This window comes from Neptuniibacter sp. UBA6509, assembly GCA_002435145.1.
Lineage (GTDB): Bacteria > Pseudomonadota > Gammaproteobacteria > Pseudomonadales > Balneatricaceae > Neptuniibacter.
In genome coordinates this window covers 20,950-40,210 of record DJLT01000064.1, presented here as the reverse complement: position 1 = coordinate 40,210, position 19,261 = coordinate 20,950, and the positions used below count along the sequence as shown (strand labels likewise).

General features: G+C 42.7%; 15 protein-coding genes. 14 read left to right on the top strand and 1 reads right to left on the bottom strand.

What is annotated here, in order from left to right:
* Positions 1-2 precede the first annotated feature (2 nt).
* The 7 genes from thrC (at position 3) to B4K11_RS08270 (ending at position 9,669) form a co-directional block, all read left to right on the top strand.
* Positions 3-1,397, top strand: coding sequence for a threonine synthase (gene thrC / locus B4K11_RS08300; protein WP_292949501.1), 1,395 nt, complete (start codon positions 3-5; stop codon positions 1,395-1,397).
* Positions 1,398-1,499: 102 nt separating this feature from the next.
* Positions 1,500-2,378, top strand: a complete 879-nt coding sequence (locus tag B4K11_RS08295) for a YdcF family protein (protein ID WP_292949504.1) — start codon at positions 1,500-1,502, stop codon at positions 2,376-2,378.
* Positions 2,378-4,117, top strand: coding sequence for a single-stranded-DNA-specific exonuclease RecJ (gene recJ, locus B4K11_RS08290; protein WP_292949507.1), 1,740 nt, complete (start codon positions 2,378-2,380; stop codon positions 4,115-4,117). The genes B4K11_RS08295 and recJ overlap by 1 nt, the downstream gene beginning before the upstream one ends.
* A gap of 18 nt (positions 4,118-4,135) precedes the next feature.
* Positions 4,136-4,318, top strand: a complete 183-nt coding sequence (locus B4K11_RS08285; RefSeq protein ID WP_292949510.1) for a hypothetical protein — start codon at positions 4,136-4,138, stop codon at positions 4,316-4,318.
* A 68-nt stretch (positions 4,319-4,386) separates the two neighbouring features.
* Positions 4,387-4,974 (top strand): molybdenum cofactor guanylyltransferase MobA, encoded by a 588-nt coding sequence (gene mobA / locus B4K11_RS08280; protein ID WP_292949512.1) that lies wholly within the window; start codon positions 4,387-4,389, stop codon positions 4,972-4,974.
* Positions 4,975-5,533: 559 nt separating this feature from the next.
* The gene (locus B4K11_RS08275; protein WP_292949514.1) at positions 5,534-7,558 is read left to right on the top strand and encodes an acyltransferase family protein; all 2,025 of its coding nucleotides are present in this window, start codon (positions 5,534-5,536) and stop codon (positions 7,556-7,558) included.
* Between the two features lie 263 nt (positions 7,559-7,821).
* A complete protein-coding gene (locus B4K11_RS08270; protein WP_292949516.1) occupies positions 7,822-9,669 on the top strand; it encodes an EAL domain-containing protein in 1,848 nt (615 codons plus the stop codon).
* A gap of 29 nt (positions 9,670-9,698) precedes the next feature.
* Here the strand turns inward: B4K11_RS08270 and B4K11_RS08265 are convergent, their stop codons facing one another.
* Positions 9,699-11,420 carry a SulP family inorganic anion transporter gene (locus tag B4K11_RS08265; RefSeq protein ID WP_292949518.1) on the bottom strand — a complete coding sequence of 574 codons (1,722 nt, stop codon included), beginning with the start codon at positions 11,418-11,420 and terminating at the stop codon, positions 9,699-9,701.
* 141 nt (positions 11,421-11,561) lie between these two features.
* On the opposite strand from B4K11_RS08265, the gene B4K11_RS08260 reads away from it, so the two are divergent.
* The 7 genes from B4K11_RS08260 to B4K11_RS08230 all read left to right on the top strand — a co-directional run bounded on the left by B4K11_RS08260 (position 11,562) and on the right by B4K11_RS08230 (position 19,227).
* Positions 11,562-12,212, top strand: a complete 651-nt coding sequence (locus B4K11_RS08260; protein WP_292949520.1) for an NUDIX domain-containing protein — start codon at positions 11,562-11,564, stop codon at positions 12,210-12,212.
* A gap of 84 nt (positions 12,213-12,296) precedes the next feature.
* Entirely contained in the window at positions 12,297-12,740 is a 444-nt protein-coding gene (locus B4K11_RS08255) for a DUF1249 domain-containing protein (RefSeq protein WP_292949521.1), read from the top strand.
* The gene (locus B4K11_RS08250) at positions 12,733-13,503 is read left to right on the top strand and encodes a metallophosphoesterase (RefSeq protein ID WP_292949523.1); all 771 of its coding nucleotides are present in this window, start codon (positions 12,733-12,735) and stop codon (positions 13,501-13,503) included. Before B4K11_RS08255 ends, B4K11_RS08250 begins: the two co-directional genes overlap by 8 nt.
* Before the next feature lie 58 nt (positions 13,504-13,561).
* Positions 13,562-14,173: a YqiA/YcfP family alpha/beta fold hydrolase gene (locus B4K11_RS08245; RefSeq protein WP_292959321.1), complete on the top strand. Its 612-nt coding sequence runs from the start codon at positions 13,562-13,564 to the stop codon at positions 14,171-14,173.
* 150 nt (positions 14,174-14,323) lie between these two features.
* Positions 14,324-16,216 carry a DNA topoisomerase IV subunit B gene (parE, locus tag B4K11_RS08240; RefSeq protein ID WP_292952146.1) on the top strand — a complete coding sequence of 631 codons (1,893 nt, stop codon included), beginning with the start codon at positions 14,324-14,326 and terminating at the stop codon, positions 16,214-16,216.
* Between the two features lie 106 nt (positions 16,217-16,322).
* Entirely contained in the window at positions 16,323-18,602 is a 2,280-nt protein-coding gene (gene parC, locus B4K11_RS08235) for a DNA topoisomerase IV subunit A (RefSeq protein WP_292952149.1), read from the top strand.
* Positions 18,595-19,227, top strand: a complete 633-nt coding sequence (locus tag B4K11_RS08230; protein ID WP_292952152.1) for an SH3 domain-containing protein — start codon at positions 18,595-18,597, stop codon at positions 19,225-19,227. The genes parC and B4K11_RS08230 overlap by 8 nt, the downstream gene beginning before the upstream one ends.
* Positions 19,228-19,261 lie beyond the last annotated feature (34 nt).

The following is a 19,261-nucleotide window of genomic DNA, read 5'->3' as shown; positions in this document are numbered from 1 at the left end:
TCGTGAAATATATCTCTACTCGGGGTAAGGCTCCGGCAATGAATTTTGAAGAGGTTCTTCTTGCTGGATTGGCAAGTGACGGCGGTTTATATGTGCCTGAAACTTTACCAACTTTCAGCAAAGAGGAGATCGCTTCTTGGGCTGGACTTCCATATAACGAATTAGCTTATAAAGTGATTAAGCCGTTTGTGGATGATTGCATTGAAGATGCTGATCTTAAGCAGATGATCGATGAAACCTACGCAGGTTTTAATCACATCGCTGTAGCTCCTTTAAAAGAGCTAGGTACAAATGAGTGGGTTTTGGAGCTTTTCCATGGTCCGACATTAGCGTTTAAAGATTTTGCGCTTCAGTTGCTTGGCCGCTTGATGGATTACGCACTTGAGAAGCGTAAAGAGCACTTAGTTATTATGGGTGCGACTTCAGGTGATACGGGTTCTGCTGCGATTGAAGGCTGCTGCCATAGTAAGCATCTAGATATTTTTATTCTGCATCCGCATAACCGTGTATCCGAAGTACAGCGTCGTCAGATGACAACGGTTATTAAAGACAATGTCTTTAATGTGGCGCTTGAAGGAAACTTCGATGATTGCCAGCAGATGGTTAAAGATAGCTTTGCTGATCAGTCCTTCCTAAAAGGTATGAGGCTTGGTGCGGTTAACTCGATCAACTGGGCGCGTATTATGTCCCAGATCGTTTATTACTTCTCTGCATCTTTGGCTGTAGGTGGTCCGCATCGTGAAGTAAGCTTCTCTGTGCCGACAGGTAACTTTGGTGATATTTTCGCCGGTTACTTAGCGAAGAAGATGGGGTTACCTGTTAAGCAGTTAGTTGTTGCGACTAACCGTAATGATATCTTGCACCGTGTAATTTCCGGCAATGATATGTCTAAGGGTGACCTTGTTCATACACTGTCTCCATCAATGGATATCATGGTCTCTTCAAACTTCGAACGTATGCTGTTTGATGTTTACGGTAACGATGGCGAAGCAATTAGTGACCTTATGGCGCGCTTCTCTAAAGAATCCGTTGAGCTTGATTCAGACCGTTGGAATAAAGTACGCGAGTTATTTGATAGCTGTGCAGTTGATGATGATACAACCTGTGATGTTATTAAGCAGGTATTCGCAGAGACTGAATACTTACTTGATCCACATACGGCTATTGGCGTTCATGCTGCACGTGAGTGCAATCGTGATAAGTCCGTACCGATGATTACGCTTGCTACGGCTCATCCAGTGAAATTCCCAGAGCCTGTTGTTAAAGCGGGCTTAGAATCTCCTCAGTTACCGGCTCATATGGTTGACCTATTTGAGCGTGAAGAGAAGTTGGATGTATTGGATAACGATCTGAATACAGTACAGCAGTTTATTGCGAGTCACGTTCATACTGAGTAATTAATCAGGATAGTGTGATACTCTCAAAACCCGGTGTTAATAACGCCGGGTTTTTTGTTTTCTATGATTAAATTTTTTCGTTAGCGAGGGGATAGCAAGGCGATGACGGACCTGTTTTTTTATCTGTCGAAAATATTCTGGGCAATTGTTCAACCAGACCATTTTTTGCTGCTGATGCTTGTGTTTGGTTTGCTACTTTGGCGCAGGGCTTTAGGTGTCTTTTTGGTCTGGAGTTCAGTGCTTTGCATGGGCGTTATTGCCCTCTTTCCTGTTGCTAACTATCTATTAGAGCCACTTGAGCAGCTTTTTCCAAAGCCGGTGCTCACTCAAGAGGAGCCGATTGCTGGCATTATCGTTTTAGGGGGAGGGGAAGAAGCGGAATTGAGCTCCCTTCATAGGATGCCGCAGTTCAACCGATCTGCTGAGCGGTTAATGGTAGTTCCTAGTTTGATGCTCAGATATCCACAGTTGAAGGTTATTTTTACCGGTGGTTCCGGCTCTTTAAGTCGCCCTAACTATCGTGGTGGTGATGTTGCGCAGCAGTGGCTGGCCGATCAGGGCTTGAGCGCTCGCCTAATCGTAGAGAGAGATTCAAGAAATACGTTTCAAAATGCAATCTATACGCGAGAAATTATTGAGGAGATGGAGGTTGCTCCAGAAGGGAAATGGTTATTAGTGACCTCAGCATTTCATCTCCCGCGTTCTGTTGGTGTGTTTCGACAAGTAGGCATTGAGGTAATTCCTTATCCTGTTGATTATATGGTGGCTGAAAACCGATTACGCATCAACATGAATGACAATATGTCAGATTTAAATATAGCGGTCAGAGAGTGGATCGGTTTGGCTGCGTATTATCTAACAGACAAAACTCCAGAATGGCTGCCTAAGCCTAAGCCTAAGCCTGAAATGGAGCCAAATGTTGAGCCTGAAATCGCAGTAGAACAACCTAGTCCTAGTTCAATGATGGAAGCAGAGAAATAATGAAACAGCTCGTTATTGCGCAACGGGAAACACCTGATTTAAGCCTACCTGTTTTTAAACAGGAGAACCCAGTGTTGGCGCGTATTTATGCTTCACGCGGTATTCATGATTTACAAGGCTTAGGGCGGAATCTGAATGAGCTGTTACCCGATACCGGCTTAACGGGTATCGAAAAAGCGGTAGAGCGGCTTATTCAAGCAGTGCAGCAGCGTCAAAAAATTATGATTGTTGGTGATTTTGATTGTGATGGCGCGACGAGCACGGCTGTTGCTGTTTTAGCGCTGCGCATGATGGGCGCCGCTGATGTCTGTTATCTAGTGCCGAACCGTTTTGAGTATGGTTACGGTTTGAGCCCAGAAATTGTTGTTGAAGCACTTAAGCAGCACCCTGATCTATTGATTACGGTTGATAATGGCATCTCTAGTATCGAAGGCGTTGCTGCGGCCAATTTGGCGAATTTAGATGTTGTAGTGACTGATCATCATCTAGCTGGAAATACGCTTCCAGAAGCTTATGCGATTGTTAATCCTAACCAACCTGATTGCCAGTTTAATGCTAAATCTACCTGTGGTGTCGGTGTTATTTTTTACGTGATGATCGCATTGCGTCGCTCACTACAGCAGCAAGGATGGTTTGAACAGCAAGGCTTGCCTACACCCAATTTAGGTAGTTTATTAGACTTAGTGGCGTTGGGAACAGTAGCCGATGTAGTTCCGTTAGAGCAGAACAACCGAGTGTTGGTGTATCAAGGTTTACAGAGAATTAAAGCAGGGCGTTGCCGTCCTGGGATTAAAGCGTTAATTGAACTTTCTGGGCGGCAGCAGCATAAGATTGCGTCATCAGACCTGGGATACGCGTTGGCTCCACGCCTTAATGCTGCGGGCCGTTTAGAAGATATGTCGATAGGCATTGAGTGCTTATTAACGGACTCCGAACATAAAGCAAAAGAGCTTGCCGCAACACTGAATGAGCTCAATCAAGAGCGAAAGGGTATTGAGCAGGAAATGCAGCAACAAGCATTAGATCTGTTGGCTCGTTTGCAATTTGATGATGAAGAGCTTCCCTATGGGTTATCACTTTATGAACCTGAATGGCATCAGGGAGTCATTGGTATACTTGCTTCAAGAATTAAAGAGCGTACTCATCGACCGGTAATCGCTTTTGCCCAAGGGGATGAGGGGGAGCTGAAAGGTTCTGCTCGTTCAATTCCTGGATTTCACATCCGTGATGGTCTTGATGCGATCGCGGCTCAGCATCCTGAACTGTTGCGTAAGTTTGGTGGGCACGCTATGGCAGCTGGTTTAACGATAAGCGATACGGATCTAACCCTGTTTCAGAGCGCTTTCGATCAGGAGGTCAGGCGGCAGTTATCAGAGAGTGACTTGCAGCAACAGGTACTGACTGATGGGGCGTTACATGCAAATGATATGACCATTGAACTTGCCGAGATGCTGCGTGACGCAGGTCCTTGGGGGCACCAGTTTCCTGAGCCTATCTTTGAAGGTGAATTTACATTATTGCAGCAGAGAATCGTTGGTCATCGTCATCTGAAAATGGTGCTAATGGAACCAATATCAGGCTTAGCGGTTGATGCGATTCAGTTTAATGCGGACATGGAGCAGTGGCCGGATGAATCTCAAACCCATGTGCGGGTTATATACCGGTTAGATGTAAATGAGTTTCGTGGGCGAAAAACAGTACAAATGTTAGTTGATCATCTATTAACTCTCGATAAATGAAAACGTGGAATCATAGAAATGAACGAATTTACTTTAGACGAACTTAACCTACTTTTAAGCGTATTTGAAAAAGCGGGAATTACCGTTGAGAATGGTGCTGAAGGCGAAATGTTACAACGCGTTAAAGCGGCGCAGGAAAACCGTCAAGAGTTAGATAGCATGGAGTTTGATGATTGCTTAGGTGGGGCGTGTAAACTGTAATTATAAGGTTCTCTTAGGTTGGTTGATGTTGTTGATTATAAATAGCGCGTTAGAAATGGGTGGAGCTCATGAGTAATGAATTATCTGTTGCTGCGGTTATTTTAGCGGGTGGTGAAGGCCGCCGTATGGACGGCGAGGATAAAGGTTTAGTTCATTTTCAACAGCGGCCTATGATTAGCTGGACGCTTGATAAGATTTCACCTTTGGTGAACGAGGTGTTAATCAGCTGTAACCGTAATTATGATCAATATGAGTCATTCGGCGTTGGTGTTGTTTGTGATCAAAAAACAGGTTTTTTGGGCCCTTTGGCTGGGGTGCAAGCCGCTTTAAATGAGCTGTCAGCACGTCATACTCATCTGTTAATACTTCCCTGTGATACGCCTTTAGTGAGTGACCATTTGTTACGGCGTTTAATACAGCAGAGCTTGGAGTCTCCACAAGATATTATCTACTTGAATGAGGTGGGTCGTGCGCATTTTTTACATGCCATTATTCCAACACAGTATGCGGATAATTTGAACGCCTCATTAGATCAGGGTGTTAGGGCTGTCTATCGTTGGTATAAACAGTATCCTATTACTGAAATTGATACATCTCCTTACGCCCACACCTTAATAAATATCAACCAGCTATCCCAGCTTGAAGGGACAGCTTAGAGCACGCAGAAATTTTAATGTCTCAGAAACCTTCTGAAATTATCCCTTCCCCCCGGCCTCCTCATAAATTAGTTCGATAAGGGGATAATTAAATGAAGATATTAAAGTTACTTGAAGATAGAGATTGTAAAGTCATAAGATCTCGATTCTGTACTTGTTAAGCTATTTGGTATGAAGGGCTGACCGTAAATGGTGGTTTATTTATGCCTTGGATTTAATGCATATATTATGATGCCCCTAATAGAGAGTCTTACAAAGGCTTTCAGTAGAAACATAGCTGATAGAATATAATTTTTTGTATTCTTTGGGTTTTATAGTCCTTATTGAAGATGTTAAATTGATAGTAAAAACTGCTACAGAGACCATATTACGGGTTAGCACTATAGTAAATATGGAGAAGCCAACTTTTTTATGTTAGTGATAACTGATAGGCCTTGAACGGCTTGATCGGTAATTCCTTTTTCTTATTCGCATTAAGTGTAATCTGCTTGCATCCCAATTCCCTAATTGTTTCTGTTATCATCTGCTGCTTTCGAATAGATATTGGGATTTATTCTAAATGGAAATTAGGTATAGATCAGAAATTGATGGTCTTAGAACTTTAGCTGTTCTTTCTGTGATTATCTATCATGCTGAATTTGTGCTAGGTAGCGGAAAGTTACTAGCTGGTGGCTTTTTAGGGGTAGATATATTTTTTGTTATCTCAGGGTTCCTGATTACTTCTCTCATGATGAGTGAGTTTCATCATACAGGTACGATTTCAATTACTAATTTTTATGAAAGGAGAGCGAGGAGGCTGTTACCTGCACTGCTGGTTGTTATGCTCGCTTCTCTTCCATTTGCATGGTTTTATTTGTTGCCTGAGCAGCTCATTGATTTCTGTAATTCACTTATTTCTTCACTTTTTTTTGGTTCGAACTTTTATTGGAATTATAGTTTGCAACAATATGGTGCAGAATCGGCGCTGTTAAAGCCTTTTCTGCATACTTGGTCGTTAGCAGTTGAAGAGCAGTATTACATAGCATTTCCTCTTCTCCTTCTTGCAGCCTTTCGCTGGTGTAAATCCCACATATTTCTGTTGCTTGCAGTAGGACTGCTTTTTAGCTTGCTATTTGCTGATTGGATGACTCCTAAAGATGCTTCATTCTCATTTTATATGCTGCCAAGTCGGGTTTGGGAACTTTTAGCTGGTGGTGTTTTAGCATATTTTCTTAATTTCTATCCTCAAAATGAAAATAACTCGTTTTTAAATAAGGCCATGCCTAAATTGGGTTTTATATTGGTTTTATATTCAGTACTGTTTACTGAGTTTGATTCTAATCACCCCGGATTTACAACTTTAATACCTGTTATAGGCACAATGCTGATTATCGGTTTTGCTAGTAAAGGAGAGGTGATAACAAGAATTCTTTCAAGTAAAGCATTTGTGTTAATTGGCTTAATATCGTACTCATTATATTTATGGCATTATCCAATTTTTGCATTTCTTCGAATAGAATCATTATTTAGCAATTATTTAGATAAAGTTATTGCGATAGTTGCTACGTTTCTGTGCTCCATGATTAGTTATCGATTCATTGAAACCTTTTTTAGATCGTCGGCACTGGTACCAAATAGGTTTTTTATTACTTTTATCTCTGCTTTTGTTCTTATAATAGGAATTTTTTCTTATTACGGTGTTGAAAGTAACGGTTACGCTTTTCGATACCCGCCTATAATTTCAAATATCGAAACTAATATTTTGAAGGACAAAATCTGTAAGGAAGGTCTTCATTGCTCTTTTAATGAAAGAGGAACGAAAAAGCTTTTCTTGGTCGGCGATTCACACATGATGACGTTAGAATCATCACTGTTGAAGTATTCAAAGGGTAATGGCATTAACCTAAATGTTTTGAATGCTCCTGGCTGTCAGTATATTTTGAAATTAGAGAGAGTAAGTAAGACGTCAGGGGCAATTAGCAAGTGTTCCAGCAAATTACAAAAGGTTAGGCAGAGAGTTTTATTGTCTTCTGACCCTTCTATAGTAATTTTAGGGGGGAGGTTACCATTGATACTTTCAGAAGATAGATTTGACAATCAAGAAGGCGCATATGAAGGCGAAATGAAAGAGTTCTTGCAATATGATAAAAAGCGCCTTTCATCGCATGAGGATAGAAGAAAAGCTATTTTTATAGAGTATAAAAAGACCGTATTAGAGTTAGCCAATTACGGACATCAAGTCATTTTGATATATCCAATTCCTGAGGTTGGTTGGAATGTCCCTAAGCGTTTAAAGCATATAATTCAAAGCGTTCCTCCGAATAAAATAGAGAGCGAGTTATCTAAAAAACCAATAACAACGTCTTTTGATGTCTATCAGGAAAGATCAAAGGATAGCTTTTCTCTGTTGGACGGAATCATGCACAGAAATATTTCTAGGGTTTATCCGCATAGACTTTTTTGTAATACAGTAGTAGATGGAAGGTGTGTGACACATGATCTGGAAAATTCCTATTACAGGGATGATGATCATTTGAGTAGCGTAGGTGCTTCTATGCTTATGAATGAGATTTCAATGAAACTTGGGATGTTAATACATAATTAATTAGCTTGATGTGAGATTTAGATGAGTAGTAGTTCATTTCTGATGGTTATTGATTTGGAAGAGATATAGCGCTTAGCTTGTATCATCATTTGCCCAGTTAGTTGTTAGCTATGGCTGGATATAGAAAAGTAAAGGGGCTTTAAATGCGAGTCTTCTGGATATGTAAGACCAATAAAAGTTGTAGATTTAAACATTTTCACTCAAATGTAATATCAGCGCTTTAATCTAACCTGAACTTTATAAACAGTTTTATTGGTTAGTTTATGTTACTCGCAACGGATGAAGTCGACGCTGAAACACGTCGTAAGCTGCTTTTAGATATTCTTGAGAAAAAATCTCTTTACCCTCACTTTCAGCCTATTGTTGATCTTAAAAAAAATGATGTGATTGGTCATGAGGCCTTAATTCGTGGCCCTGTTGACAGTGTAATGAGATCCCCCGGTGCGTTATTTCAAACTGCAATAGAGAATGATTTACTCCATTCTTTAGAGTTATTGTCCCGTCGTCGATCTTTAGAACGCTTTGCTGAACTGAAACCGGGCGGTAAGCTTTTTCTTAATATTAGTGCGTCCTTATTAGGTACTCCGGAGCATACGGAAGGTTTTACTGCTGAACTGTTGCAGAAATTGGGGATATCGATTGAGGATATTGTGATTGAATTATCAGAACAGCATCCTTTTGATAAATACGGGCTGACGAATAGTGCCGTTGAATATTATCGAAATGAGGGTTTCCAAGTAGCTGTTGATGATTTAGGTACTGGTTACTCAGGTTTAAAGTTGTGGTCAGAACTAAACCCTGAATATGTGAAAATTGATAGGCACTTTGTTTCGTATATTGATACGGATCCAGTGAAAAGAGAGTTTGTGCGGGCGATCTACAATATAAGTCATACAATGGGCTGTAAGGTTATCGCCGAGGGGATTGAACGTCAGGAAGAGGTCGCTACACTGCTTGAACTAGGTATCAGTATTGGTCAGGGGTTTTACTTAGGTTATCCCAACCCTGAGCCTGCGCTCTGCTCTTTGGTTTTTTGCGATTCATCCTCATCTAATAATGAGAAAGCGTTACTGGAACATGGGGAAATGGCGGTTTCGTTATTACGTCAAGCTCCTGCGGTATCTGCTGATGATTCAGTACTGTTTGTTAGTGAACAGTTTCAAGCAAATCCTGAGTTGAGTGCGTTGCCTGTTATAAGAGAAGGCGTGCCATTAGGAGTGGTCAAGAAATCTGATCTATTAGAGCTATTTTCCACACAATATGGGCGCGCTCTTTATGAGAAAAAGCCTGTTTCTAGGATCATGAGTAAAGATGTATTGCTGGTTGATCGTGAGTTGAGCTTGGTTGAGGTTTCAAGACTCGTTACGGATCAAGAGAATAGTGCTTTACAGCAAGATATTATTATCACTCAAGATGATTGTTATTTTGGAATGGGCAACTTGCGTGACCTTCTAAAGCGTTTAACTGAATTGAAAATACAAAATGCACAGTACGCTAATCCGCTGACTTTATTGCCGGGCAACGTGCCGATTAATAATAAAGTAGATAGTTTGCTTAAAAGTACAGCTGATTTTCATATTGCCTATTTTGATTTAAATAATTTTAAGCCGTTCAATGATTGTTATGGCTACTCTAAAGGCGATCAAGTGATCCGTTTGTTAGGAGAGTTGCTAGGTCGTTTTGCTGGGCATGAGCATAACTTTATTGGTCATATCGGTGGAGATGACTTTGTTGTTGTTTACCGAACGTCAGATTGGCAGTTAAGTTGTGAGCGTATTTTGCGAGAATTTGATCGTGAGGTGAGGGCTTTTTACACACCAAAAGATTTACAACATGAAGGAACATGGTCAACTGATCGTAAAGGCTCCCGCCAATTCTTCCCGCTTTTAGGTCTTGCAATAGGCGTGGTGCATCCGGATCCCTATCGTTGTGAAAGCTTTCATGAGGTTGCGGAGTTAGCTGCTATGGCAAAAAAAGAAGCCAAAAAGAATGTTCATAGTTCGTTGTATATCTCTGCTAGAAGAGCGACTCAAGTTGAGAAAGATATGCGTGAGTGTTCATGTCTAAATGACGCTTCTTACCAGAGAGCTGCAACGTCGCAATCTATATAGACTTTTCGAGATGCGGAGTTGCTTCGCGTTTATGTTTTGGTCAGAGTGCGTAAGGCTTGGTCTGTCGTAAAAAAAACCTGCCCAGGCTCAAGTTTTTTTAGGAAATGAGTGTTTTTGAATTGGTCCATAACTGGGCCTTTTACCTCTGAAAGATGAAGTATCACCCCTTTATCTTTCAAGTTAGAGACGAGTGTTTCTAAGGTTTCTAGTGCACTAGCATCAATGAAGTTGATCGCACTGCAAATAAGGACGACATGTTGAAAACGAGGGTTGTCTGTACATTGATGCAAAATAAATTTTTCGACAAAGCGGGTATTCGCAAAGTAGAGACTTTCATCGACCCTTAATGCGAGTACGGTTTCTTCAGTTTTGACATCATGCCTAGCGGTATTTCTAAACTGTTCACTGTTACCTAACCTTCCTACAATCGCAATGTGTGGCTGGCTGGCGCGGTAGAGTAATAGTGCAATTGATATGGCGATGCCGAATAAAATACCTAGTTCTACCCCTAATATAAGTACAAGTATGAATGTGGCAATGAGGGTTAAGGCATCTGCTTTATTGAATTTCCAGCACTCTCTAAATGTTGAAATACTGATTAAAGGAATAACCGCCATAATGATGATGACCCCAAGTGCCGCTTTAGGGAGGTAATAAAAAAGAGGGGTAAAATAAGCAACCACAAGCGCGACTAATGTGGCGCTGATTGCGGATGCGATTGTTGTTTGAGCGCCTGCGCTATGGTTTACCATCGAGCGCCCAAAACCCCCTGCTACAGGATAGGTTCCGCTAAACCCCGCCCCTAGATTGGCAGCCCCAAGTGCAATTAACTCTTTGTTTGGATCAATTCTTTCTCGTCGCTTACTAGCTAGTGCGGTACCTACTGAGACACTCTCAATAAATCCAATAAGTGCAATAAGAAGAGCAGGTATAAACAGTTGTTGCCATAGCTGTAGATCAATCTGGATGCCTCCGATGTTAGGAAGTCCTTGGGGGACTATGCCAACGGTATCAACATTTTTAGTTTGGTCTAAATTGAAGTGCCAAACGAGTATAGATCCTATCAATAAAACAAACATAGGGCCCGTTTTGCAGAGCGGTTGGGCAAACCATAGAGGTAATTTTAATAGGTTGAGAGTTTGGCAGAGTTTACTTTTGCATAGCCATAGTATGGCGAACGCGAGTAATGAGAGTAAAAGGGTTATGTGATTGGTTTGATGCAGGTGGGTATAGAGAGCAACAATATTTTGATCTAGACCTGTTGCTCTAGGAAACTCAATTCCTAGTACATGCTTTAACTGACTTATTGTAATGATGATAGCTACAGCGCTCGTGAAGCCTGATAGCACAGAATGGCTGATGAAGTTAACAATAGCGCCGAGTCGTATGATGCGTAGAAACAGTAAGATTATTCCAACCAGAAATGAGAGATTAACGGCAGCATTTAGGTATTCGCTACTACCTTGAGTGGCGACTGTACTTATGGCGGTGCTAACCATTAAAGACGCTATAGCTACGGGCCCAACAGCAAGAGAGCGGCTGCTTCCAAGTAGAGAGTATATGAGCAGTGGGAGTATGCTTGCATACAAGCCATATTCTGCAGGTAGGCCTGCTAATAACGAATAGGCCATTGCTTGTGGGATAAGCATTATAGCGACAATAGCCCCTGCTATGAGATCGCTCACTAAGGTTTGGCGTGTGTAGGTGTTAAGCCAGCCGAGCACGGGGAAATATTGGTTTAAGAATCCCATTGATTTGCCATTGTTTCTAGTAGAGCCTCTTATTTCTTTAAGGTTTAAGTATATTCTAACTGATTATATGGCTTCTGCTAGCTATGAGGCTAGTGATTGCTATAGTTGTTTCTTCTATAGATATTGACTGGGATCAAAAGCATGTCTGAACAAACGAAAATAGCGCCTTCAACTTCGGAACTATGGCGATCTACTTTTAGTCAAAAAGATTTCAGCATTGATAAACAAGAATCGCTTTATGATGGTTTTTTCAAAATGCTAAAGCTTCATCTAACGCATAAAACATTTGCAGGCGGTGAAATAAGTATTCAACGTGAGTTGTTTTATCGAGATGATGCGGTATGTGTACTGCTTTATGATGCGGTAAAACAAGCGGTTGTTTTGGTCGAGCAATTTAGGGTAGGGACTTATGACAATCCTAAAGGACCTTGGTTGTTGGAGCTCGTGGCTGGAATTGTCGAAAAAGGCGAAACACCTGAAGATGTAGCGCGCCGAGAGTCTGTAGAGGAAGCGGGGGCGGAGTTAGGTGAAGTCGTTTCAATAAGTCGTTTTGTTCCGAGTTCGGGCGGAACACGAGAGTATATCGATCTACTGTGTGCGAACGTAGACTCTAGCGGTGTTGAGGGTCTTCATGGGCTAGCAGAAGAGGGGGAAGATATTAAAGTACATACGCTTCCTGTTAACGATGCCTTTGAATTGGTAAAAAATGGTACGATAAACAATGCACCTGCCATAATTGCTATACAGTGGCTGCAGATTAACAAAAGTGAATTAGATAAGCGTTGGACTTAGTTCATAGGTTTAGAATAAGTCCTTTCGTTTAGAAATAGACGAGTAGCCCGCTGTTAGGGCCGGTTGTAACCCCTTGGTGATACTATGAAGCGTAAGTATATTCCAGATTTAAGTCGGCAGATGTCACAGTGCGAGGCAAATTACCTACGCATTATGAAACTGTTGCCGGATCTGGATAGTTGTAACGAGCGTGAGTTTCAAGTGAGCTGGCCTGAACATTGTGCATACTTACGTTTTCGTGTTGATGAGCGTTTCAAATATACCTCAACTGTTTTGGTTAGCCATCGCTATGAGAAAACCTCTCCTTGGCTAGAATCTCCTGGGCTGGTGGTGCGTCTATATCATGATGCTTCGATGGCTGAGGTGATCTGTTTACAGAAAAGAAAGCAACTGTCTGGCGTATACCCTTATCCCAATCGAAATATGCATCTACCGGATGAAAAGTTACAGCTTAATGAGTATTTAGGAGAGTGGTTGAGTGAATGCTTAAGTCATGGTCACTCAATGGAGCCTGTTTTCAGTGCATGATTCACCCTCTTTTCGTTTACTTCAAGTAACCGATATGCACCTTCAGCAAGATGCTGAAACTCAATTGAAAGGGTATAACGTTGAGCAGCGCTTCCAAGAAGTGATGGCCTGCGTACAGACAGAAGAAGCAGACCTTCTGCTTTTAACCGGTGACCTGTCACATCATGCGCCAGCCGCATATGGGCGTATTTCTAATTCTCTTCAGCAGCTCGCATTTCCCAGTGCTTGGATTCCCGGAAACCATGATCTGTTGTCAGAGATGTCGAATTTCTCCGAGCAGGGCTATGGAAGAAAGATTATAGAGTTAGGCCGTTGGAGTCTTCTTTTATTGGATACCACATCAAACCCTGATGGGAAGGGGAGTGGTTCATTGGCTGATTCTGAGTTGGACTTTTTGATACAAGCGTTAGATAAAAGAACACCTGAACAGCACGTTCTTATTGTTATGCATCATCATCCTGTCTCAGTGGAAAGTGCTTGGCAAGATAATATAGATTTGGCCAATAAAGATGATTTTTGGCGTATAGTTGATCGTTATTCCTGTGTGAACGCTGTTATGTTTGGTCATGTACATCAACAATGGAGTCTTGAGCGCGGTCAGGTAAAACTGTTTTCTACTCCGGCGACTGCGCCACAGTATAAAGCACGTACAGAGAGGCCTGTTGTAGAGACCGATACCCGTTTTCGAGGTGCTGCTTATGGCCGTTACCAGCTTTTTGACGACGGAAATATTCAGGCAGAAGTTATTAGATTACCCGCATAAACGTTCTAGCTATTGCACCAACCTTTTCCCTCCGGTAAGTTCTTTTCAGAGGAAAAAAATGATTAGACCTATCTATATCTATGTTCACGGTTTTAACAGCTCACCGCAGTCGATGAAAGCCCAAATCTTTTTGCAGGCGATGCAAAAAAGAGGGCAAGAAGATCAGGTGTTGATTCCTGACTTGTCTCATTGTCCGGCGCAGGCGATGGCAGCATTGCAAACGTTAGTCGAGGCTAATTTATCCACTACAGTGGTGCTTCTTGGGAGTTCTTTAGGTGGATATTACAGTACATGGCTAACTGAGCATTACGCGAATGTAAGATGTGTGTTAATTAACCCTTCAGTGCGCCCGTTTGAGTTGTTGCCGCAATATTTAGGTCTTAATGAAAACTACTATAGTGGTGAATGTTACGAGTTGACCACAGAGCATTTGGAACAGTTGCTACGTTTTAATTGTGAAGCTGTAACGAAGCCAGATTCATTCTTACTGTTAACGCAGACAGGTGATGAAACCTTAGATTACCGTGAAGCAGTTGATAAGTTTGCTGCTTCACCACAATTTGTTCAATCTGGCGGGTGTCATGGGTTTGAGCAGTTTGAGAAAATGATTCCAACTATTCTGGCTTTTGGCCAGGGGCGTGTAGAGTTGCCCGAAGTACGGCCTTTATGAAAAGGTGCTGTCCTTATAAATAGCGCAGCCTTTAATAAACGGTACGGCTTTTAATAAGTAATATGGCTTTTAAATAAGTAGTACTGCTTTGAATAAATAGTACAGCCTATATAAATTTAGTGATGCTTGCTAAGACAGGAAACAGGATTGATGTCCCAGCAATATGATGCAGGTTCGATTGAAGTATTAAGTGGTTTAGATCCGGTTAAACGTCGTCCGGGAATGTATACCGAAACGGATCGTCCTAACCATTTAGCACAGGAGGTTATTGATAACTCCGTTGATGAGGCGTTGGCCGGTCACGCTAAGCAGTTAGATGTTGTGCTGAACAAAGATAACTCTTTGAGTGTAACGGATGACGGGCGAGGTATGCCTGTAGATATTCACCCTGAAGAGGGTGTCAGTGGTGTTGAGCTGATTCTTTCTAAGCTGCATGCCGGCGGTAAGTTTAATAATGAGAATTATAACTACTCAGGTGGTTTGCACGGCGTAGGGGTATCGGTTGTTAACGCGCTATCCAAGCTCTTAGAGGTACAAGTTCGCCGTGGAGGTCAGGTTTATCAAATCACCTTTGCGGATGGTGAAAAGGTATCAGAGCTTGAAGTGATCGATACTTGCGGTAAAAGAAACACGGGGACAACGGTTCGTTTCTTGGCTGACCCTCAATACTTCGATACCCACAAATACAGTATCACCCGTTTAAAGCATAACCTGCGAGCAAAAGCGGTGTTATGCCCGGGCCTTAAAGTGACCTTTACTGACCTGAGCGGTGCCAAGAAAGAGAAAGATGAATGGTTTTATGAAGATGGCCTGGTGGATTATCTAAAGGGAACTACTCAGGTTTTTGAGTCTTTACCGTTGGAACCATTCTCGGGCTCCCTTCAGGGTGAAGAAGATGCGGTTGAATGGGCTGTACAGTGGTTACCTGAGGGTGGTGAAATGACGTGCGAAAGCTACGTTAACCTGATCCCTACAGCTCAAGGCGGAACTCATGTTAATGGTTGTCGAACCGGTTTGTTGGAAGCGATGCGGGAGTTTTGTGAATTCAGAAGCTTGCTGCCTCGTGGTGTAAAGCTTACAGCAGATGATGTTTGGGATAAGTGCTGTTATGTCTTGTCCGCTAAGATGCAGGATCCGCAGTTTTCAGGTCAAACCAAAGAGCGTCTGTCCTCTCGCCAAATAGCAGCGTTTATTTCAGGAGCAATTAAAGATGCTTTCTCTTTATGGCTTAACCGTCATGTTGAAGAGGGCGAGCAGCTTGCCGAAGTAATTATTGCTAATGCTCAAAAGCGTATGCGCTCCAATAAAAAGGTGGTGCGTAAAAAGGTGACTCAAGGCCCTGCATTGCCTGGGAAACTGGCGGATTGTTCCGGTGGTGATGCGATGCAGTCTGAGTTGTTTCTAGTAGAGGGTGACTCGGCAGGCGGTTCTGCTAAGCAGGCGAGGGAACGTGAGTTTCAGGCGATAATGCCATTACGCGGTAAGATCTTGAACTCTTGGGAGGTCGATCCCAGTGAAGTGCTAGGGTCGCAAGAGATCCATGATATATCGGTGGCGGTAGGTGTTGAGCCTGGGTCAGATAATCTAGAAGGTTTGCGTTACGGTAAAGTTTGCATACTGGCTGATGCCGATTCCGATGGTTTACACATTGCTACGTTGTTATGTGCGCTGTTTGTTAGGCACTTTAAACATCTTGTAAGCGAGGGGCATGTTTATGTTGCAATGCCGCCGTTGTACCGTATTGATGTGGCTAAAGAGGTTTTTTACGCGCTAGATGATGCAGAGAAAGATGGCATTATTGAGCGTATTCGTGCTGATCGAAAGAATGCAAAAATTGGTGTCCAGCGATTTAAGGGATTGGGTGAGATGAACCCTTTGCAGTTGAGGGAGACAACTATGTCGCCTGATACACGCCGACTAGTTCAGTTAACCGTAGAGCCTGGCGATGGTACGAACGAGATGATGGATATGCTTCTTGCGAAGAAGCGTTCCGGTGATCGTAAGACTTGGCTGCAAAGTAAAGGCAATTTGGCTGATATTTAATCGTCAGTATTTTAAATGCTGATGTTCATTTTTTGATGCATTAAGTGGCTTATCAATCTCGATGTTTTAATGATAAGGCCTTATGGATAAGCGGTAACACGTAGATATGACGGTACAAACGACTTTTGAAGATGGGACTGAACGTTTAGCCCTTAAAGATTTCACTGAAAAAGCTTACTTAGATTACTCAATGTATGTGATCTTGGACCGAGCTTTGCCACATATAGGTGACGGGATGAAACCCGTACAGCGCCGTATTGTGTATGCGATGTCAGAGCTTGGCTTAAAAGCGACGGCTAAGTTTAAAAAATCCGCAAGAACGGTGGGTGATGTCTTAGGTAAATTTCATCCTCATGGTGATTCTGCGTGCTATGAAGCGATGGTGCTGATGGCGCAGCCATTCAGTTATCGTTACCCTCTCGTTGATGGACAGGGCAACTGGGGCTCTCCTGATGACCCTAAATCGTTTGCAGCGATGCGTTATACCGAGTCTCGTTTAGCCGCTTATGCTGAAGTATTACTAGCTGAAGTAAAGCAGGGAACGGTTGATTGGGTTCCCAACTTTGATGGCACGATTGATGAGCCTGCAATACTTCCTTCGCGCTTACCTAATGTATTGCTCAACGGTACAACGGGTATTGCTGTGGGTATGGCAACGGATATCTTGCCGCATAACCTGAATGAAGTAACGAATGCGTGCATTCACCTGCTAGATAATCCGCGTGCGGATCTTGAAGAGATCAGTGAATTTATTCCTGGCCCTGATATGCCAACGGATGCGGAAATAATCTCCTCTCCTAGTGATCTGAAACAGATCTATAAAACAGGACGTGGTTCTGTTCGTATGCGTGCGGTTTACATGAAAGAGCAGGGTGAGATTGTTGTCACTGCACTACCGCATCAAGTTTCAGGGGCTAAAATTCTGGAGCAGATTGCCGCTCAGATGCAGCAGAAGAAATTACCGATGGTGAGTGATCTACGTGATGAGTCTGATCATGAAAACCCTACGCGGTTGGTGATTATTCCCCGCTCTAATCGAGTGGACGTAGAGCAGTTGATGGCTCACCTGTTTGCTTCAACAGATCTCGAGCGCACTTACCGTGTCAATATGAATATGATTGGCGTGGATGGTAAACCGCAAGTTAAAAACCTACACCAAATCTTGGTCGAGTGGTTAGGTTGGCGTACGGGTATTGTACGAAAAAGGCTACAACACCGTTTAGAAAAAGTTTTAGAAAGGTTACATATCCTTCAGGGTTTAATGGTGGCTTATCTCAATATTGATGAGGTCATTGCCATCATTCGTCACGAAGATGAGCCAAAAGCTGAGCTGGTTAAACGCTTTGGTCTGACGGAGATTCAGGCTGATGCCATCCTTGATCTTAAGTTACGTCATTTGGCTAAGTTGGAAGAGTTTAAGATCCAGTCTGAGCAAGATGAGTTAGATGCTGAGCGTAAAAAGCTTGAAGGTATTCTTGGTTCAGACAGTAAGATGCGTAAGCTTATCAAGCAAGAGCTTAAAGATGCTGCTGAACAATATGGAGATGAACGTCGTTCTCCAATCGTTTCACGCGATGAGGCTCAAGCCTTCAGTGAGAAAGATCTGCTAACCTCCGATCCTGTGACCGTGGTTATCTCCAAGCAGGGTTGGATTCGAGCGGCTAAAGGGCATGATATAGATGCGACCGGTTTGAATTATAAATCCGGCGATGCCTTTAAATTGGTCTGCAAAGGGCGTACTAATCTGCCGACTATCTTGTTTGATACCACCGGACGAAGTTTTACCATCGATACTCACAATCTACCGTCTGCGCGTGGGCAGGGTGAGCCTATAACTGGGCGAATTACTTTGCCTAAAGGTTCTACCATTGATGCGGCGATATCTGGTAAGGACAGTGATCGGGTGCTGATGTCGTCGGATGCGGGTTATGGTTTTATTACTAAGATTAGTGATCTGACCAGTAAAACGAAGAACGGCAAAGCCGCGTTAACCCTGCCTAAAAATGCGAAAATATTGGCGCCAACCGTTGTTCATGATATGGCGAATGCACTGTTAGCTGCTGTGACGAATGAGGGACGTTTATTAGTTTTCCCCGTGAGTGAGTTGCCGGAGCTTGCTAAAGGTAAGGGGAATAAGATTATTAATATCCCTTCTGCAAGAGCATCTAGTCGAGATGAGCTGGTTGTTGCAACGAGCATATTGTCTGCCGAGGACACTTTGCTTGTGCATGCAGGTAAACAGCATTTGAAACTGAAGCCATCTGATATTGAGCATTATCAGGGGGAGCGTGGTAGGCGTGGTAATAAGTTGCCGCGAGGTTATCAGCGTGTTGATAGTCTTGAAGTATGCGTTGCTAAGCAGGAAACAGTGGAAACTAATGAATAAATTAGCCTTGATCAGGAACTTATTCTTATTGGTGCTGACTGTCTTGCCCTGCTCAGCAAGTGCTATAGAGTTTTATCTGGTTGAAGGCGGCAATGTAAATATTCGTAAGGGCCCAGGGCAGCAGTGGCGAGTACTTTCTAAGGTCGATGATGGTCAATTAGTGCTTGAGACTCGCCGACAGGGCTATTGGTCTGAGGTGTTTTATCTAGATAGGCGAAAAACAAAAATACAGGGATGGATATATAATACTTATTTAGTTCCTCAGGTGTTGTCAGGTGAGCCTAGTTCTAAGGATGAATTACAAGTAGATGTTTCAGCGAAGCAGACAGTATGCGTCGATAAAGCGGGAGTAAGTATCGGATCTACTTGTTATTTGGATGTGAACTTTCATCTAGTTGTTCCTCAGGCTGAGGTCGAGGAAGTTCAGATTTCTTGTTGGGCCGATTTTGTTATCCCTGGGCATAAAGATGTCACTCCTGTGCAAGCAAGTCATACTGACGTGTTTCATGTATTAGGCGGCGCAGTGGAGGGGCAAATGCGGCTGACCGCTGGTCTTAATTTAATCGTAGCACCCAAGGATTACAGTGCGACTTATTACAATTGTTCAGCTGTTAAGATTGAATGATTCAGCTATGCTATAAGGCGATGTATTTATTTGC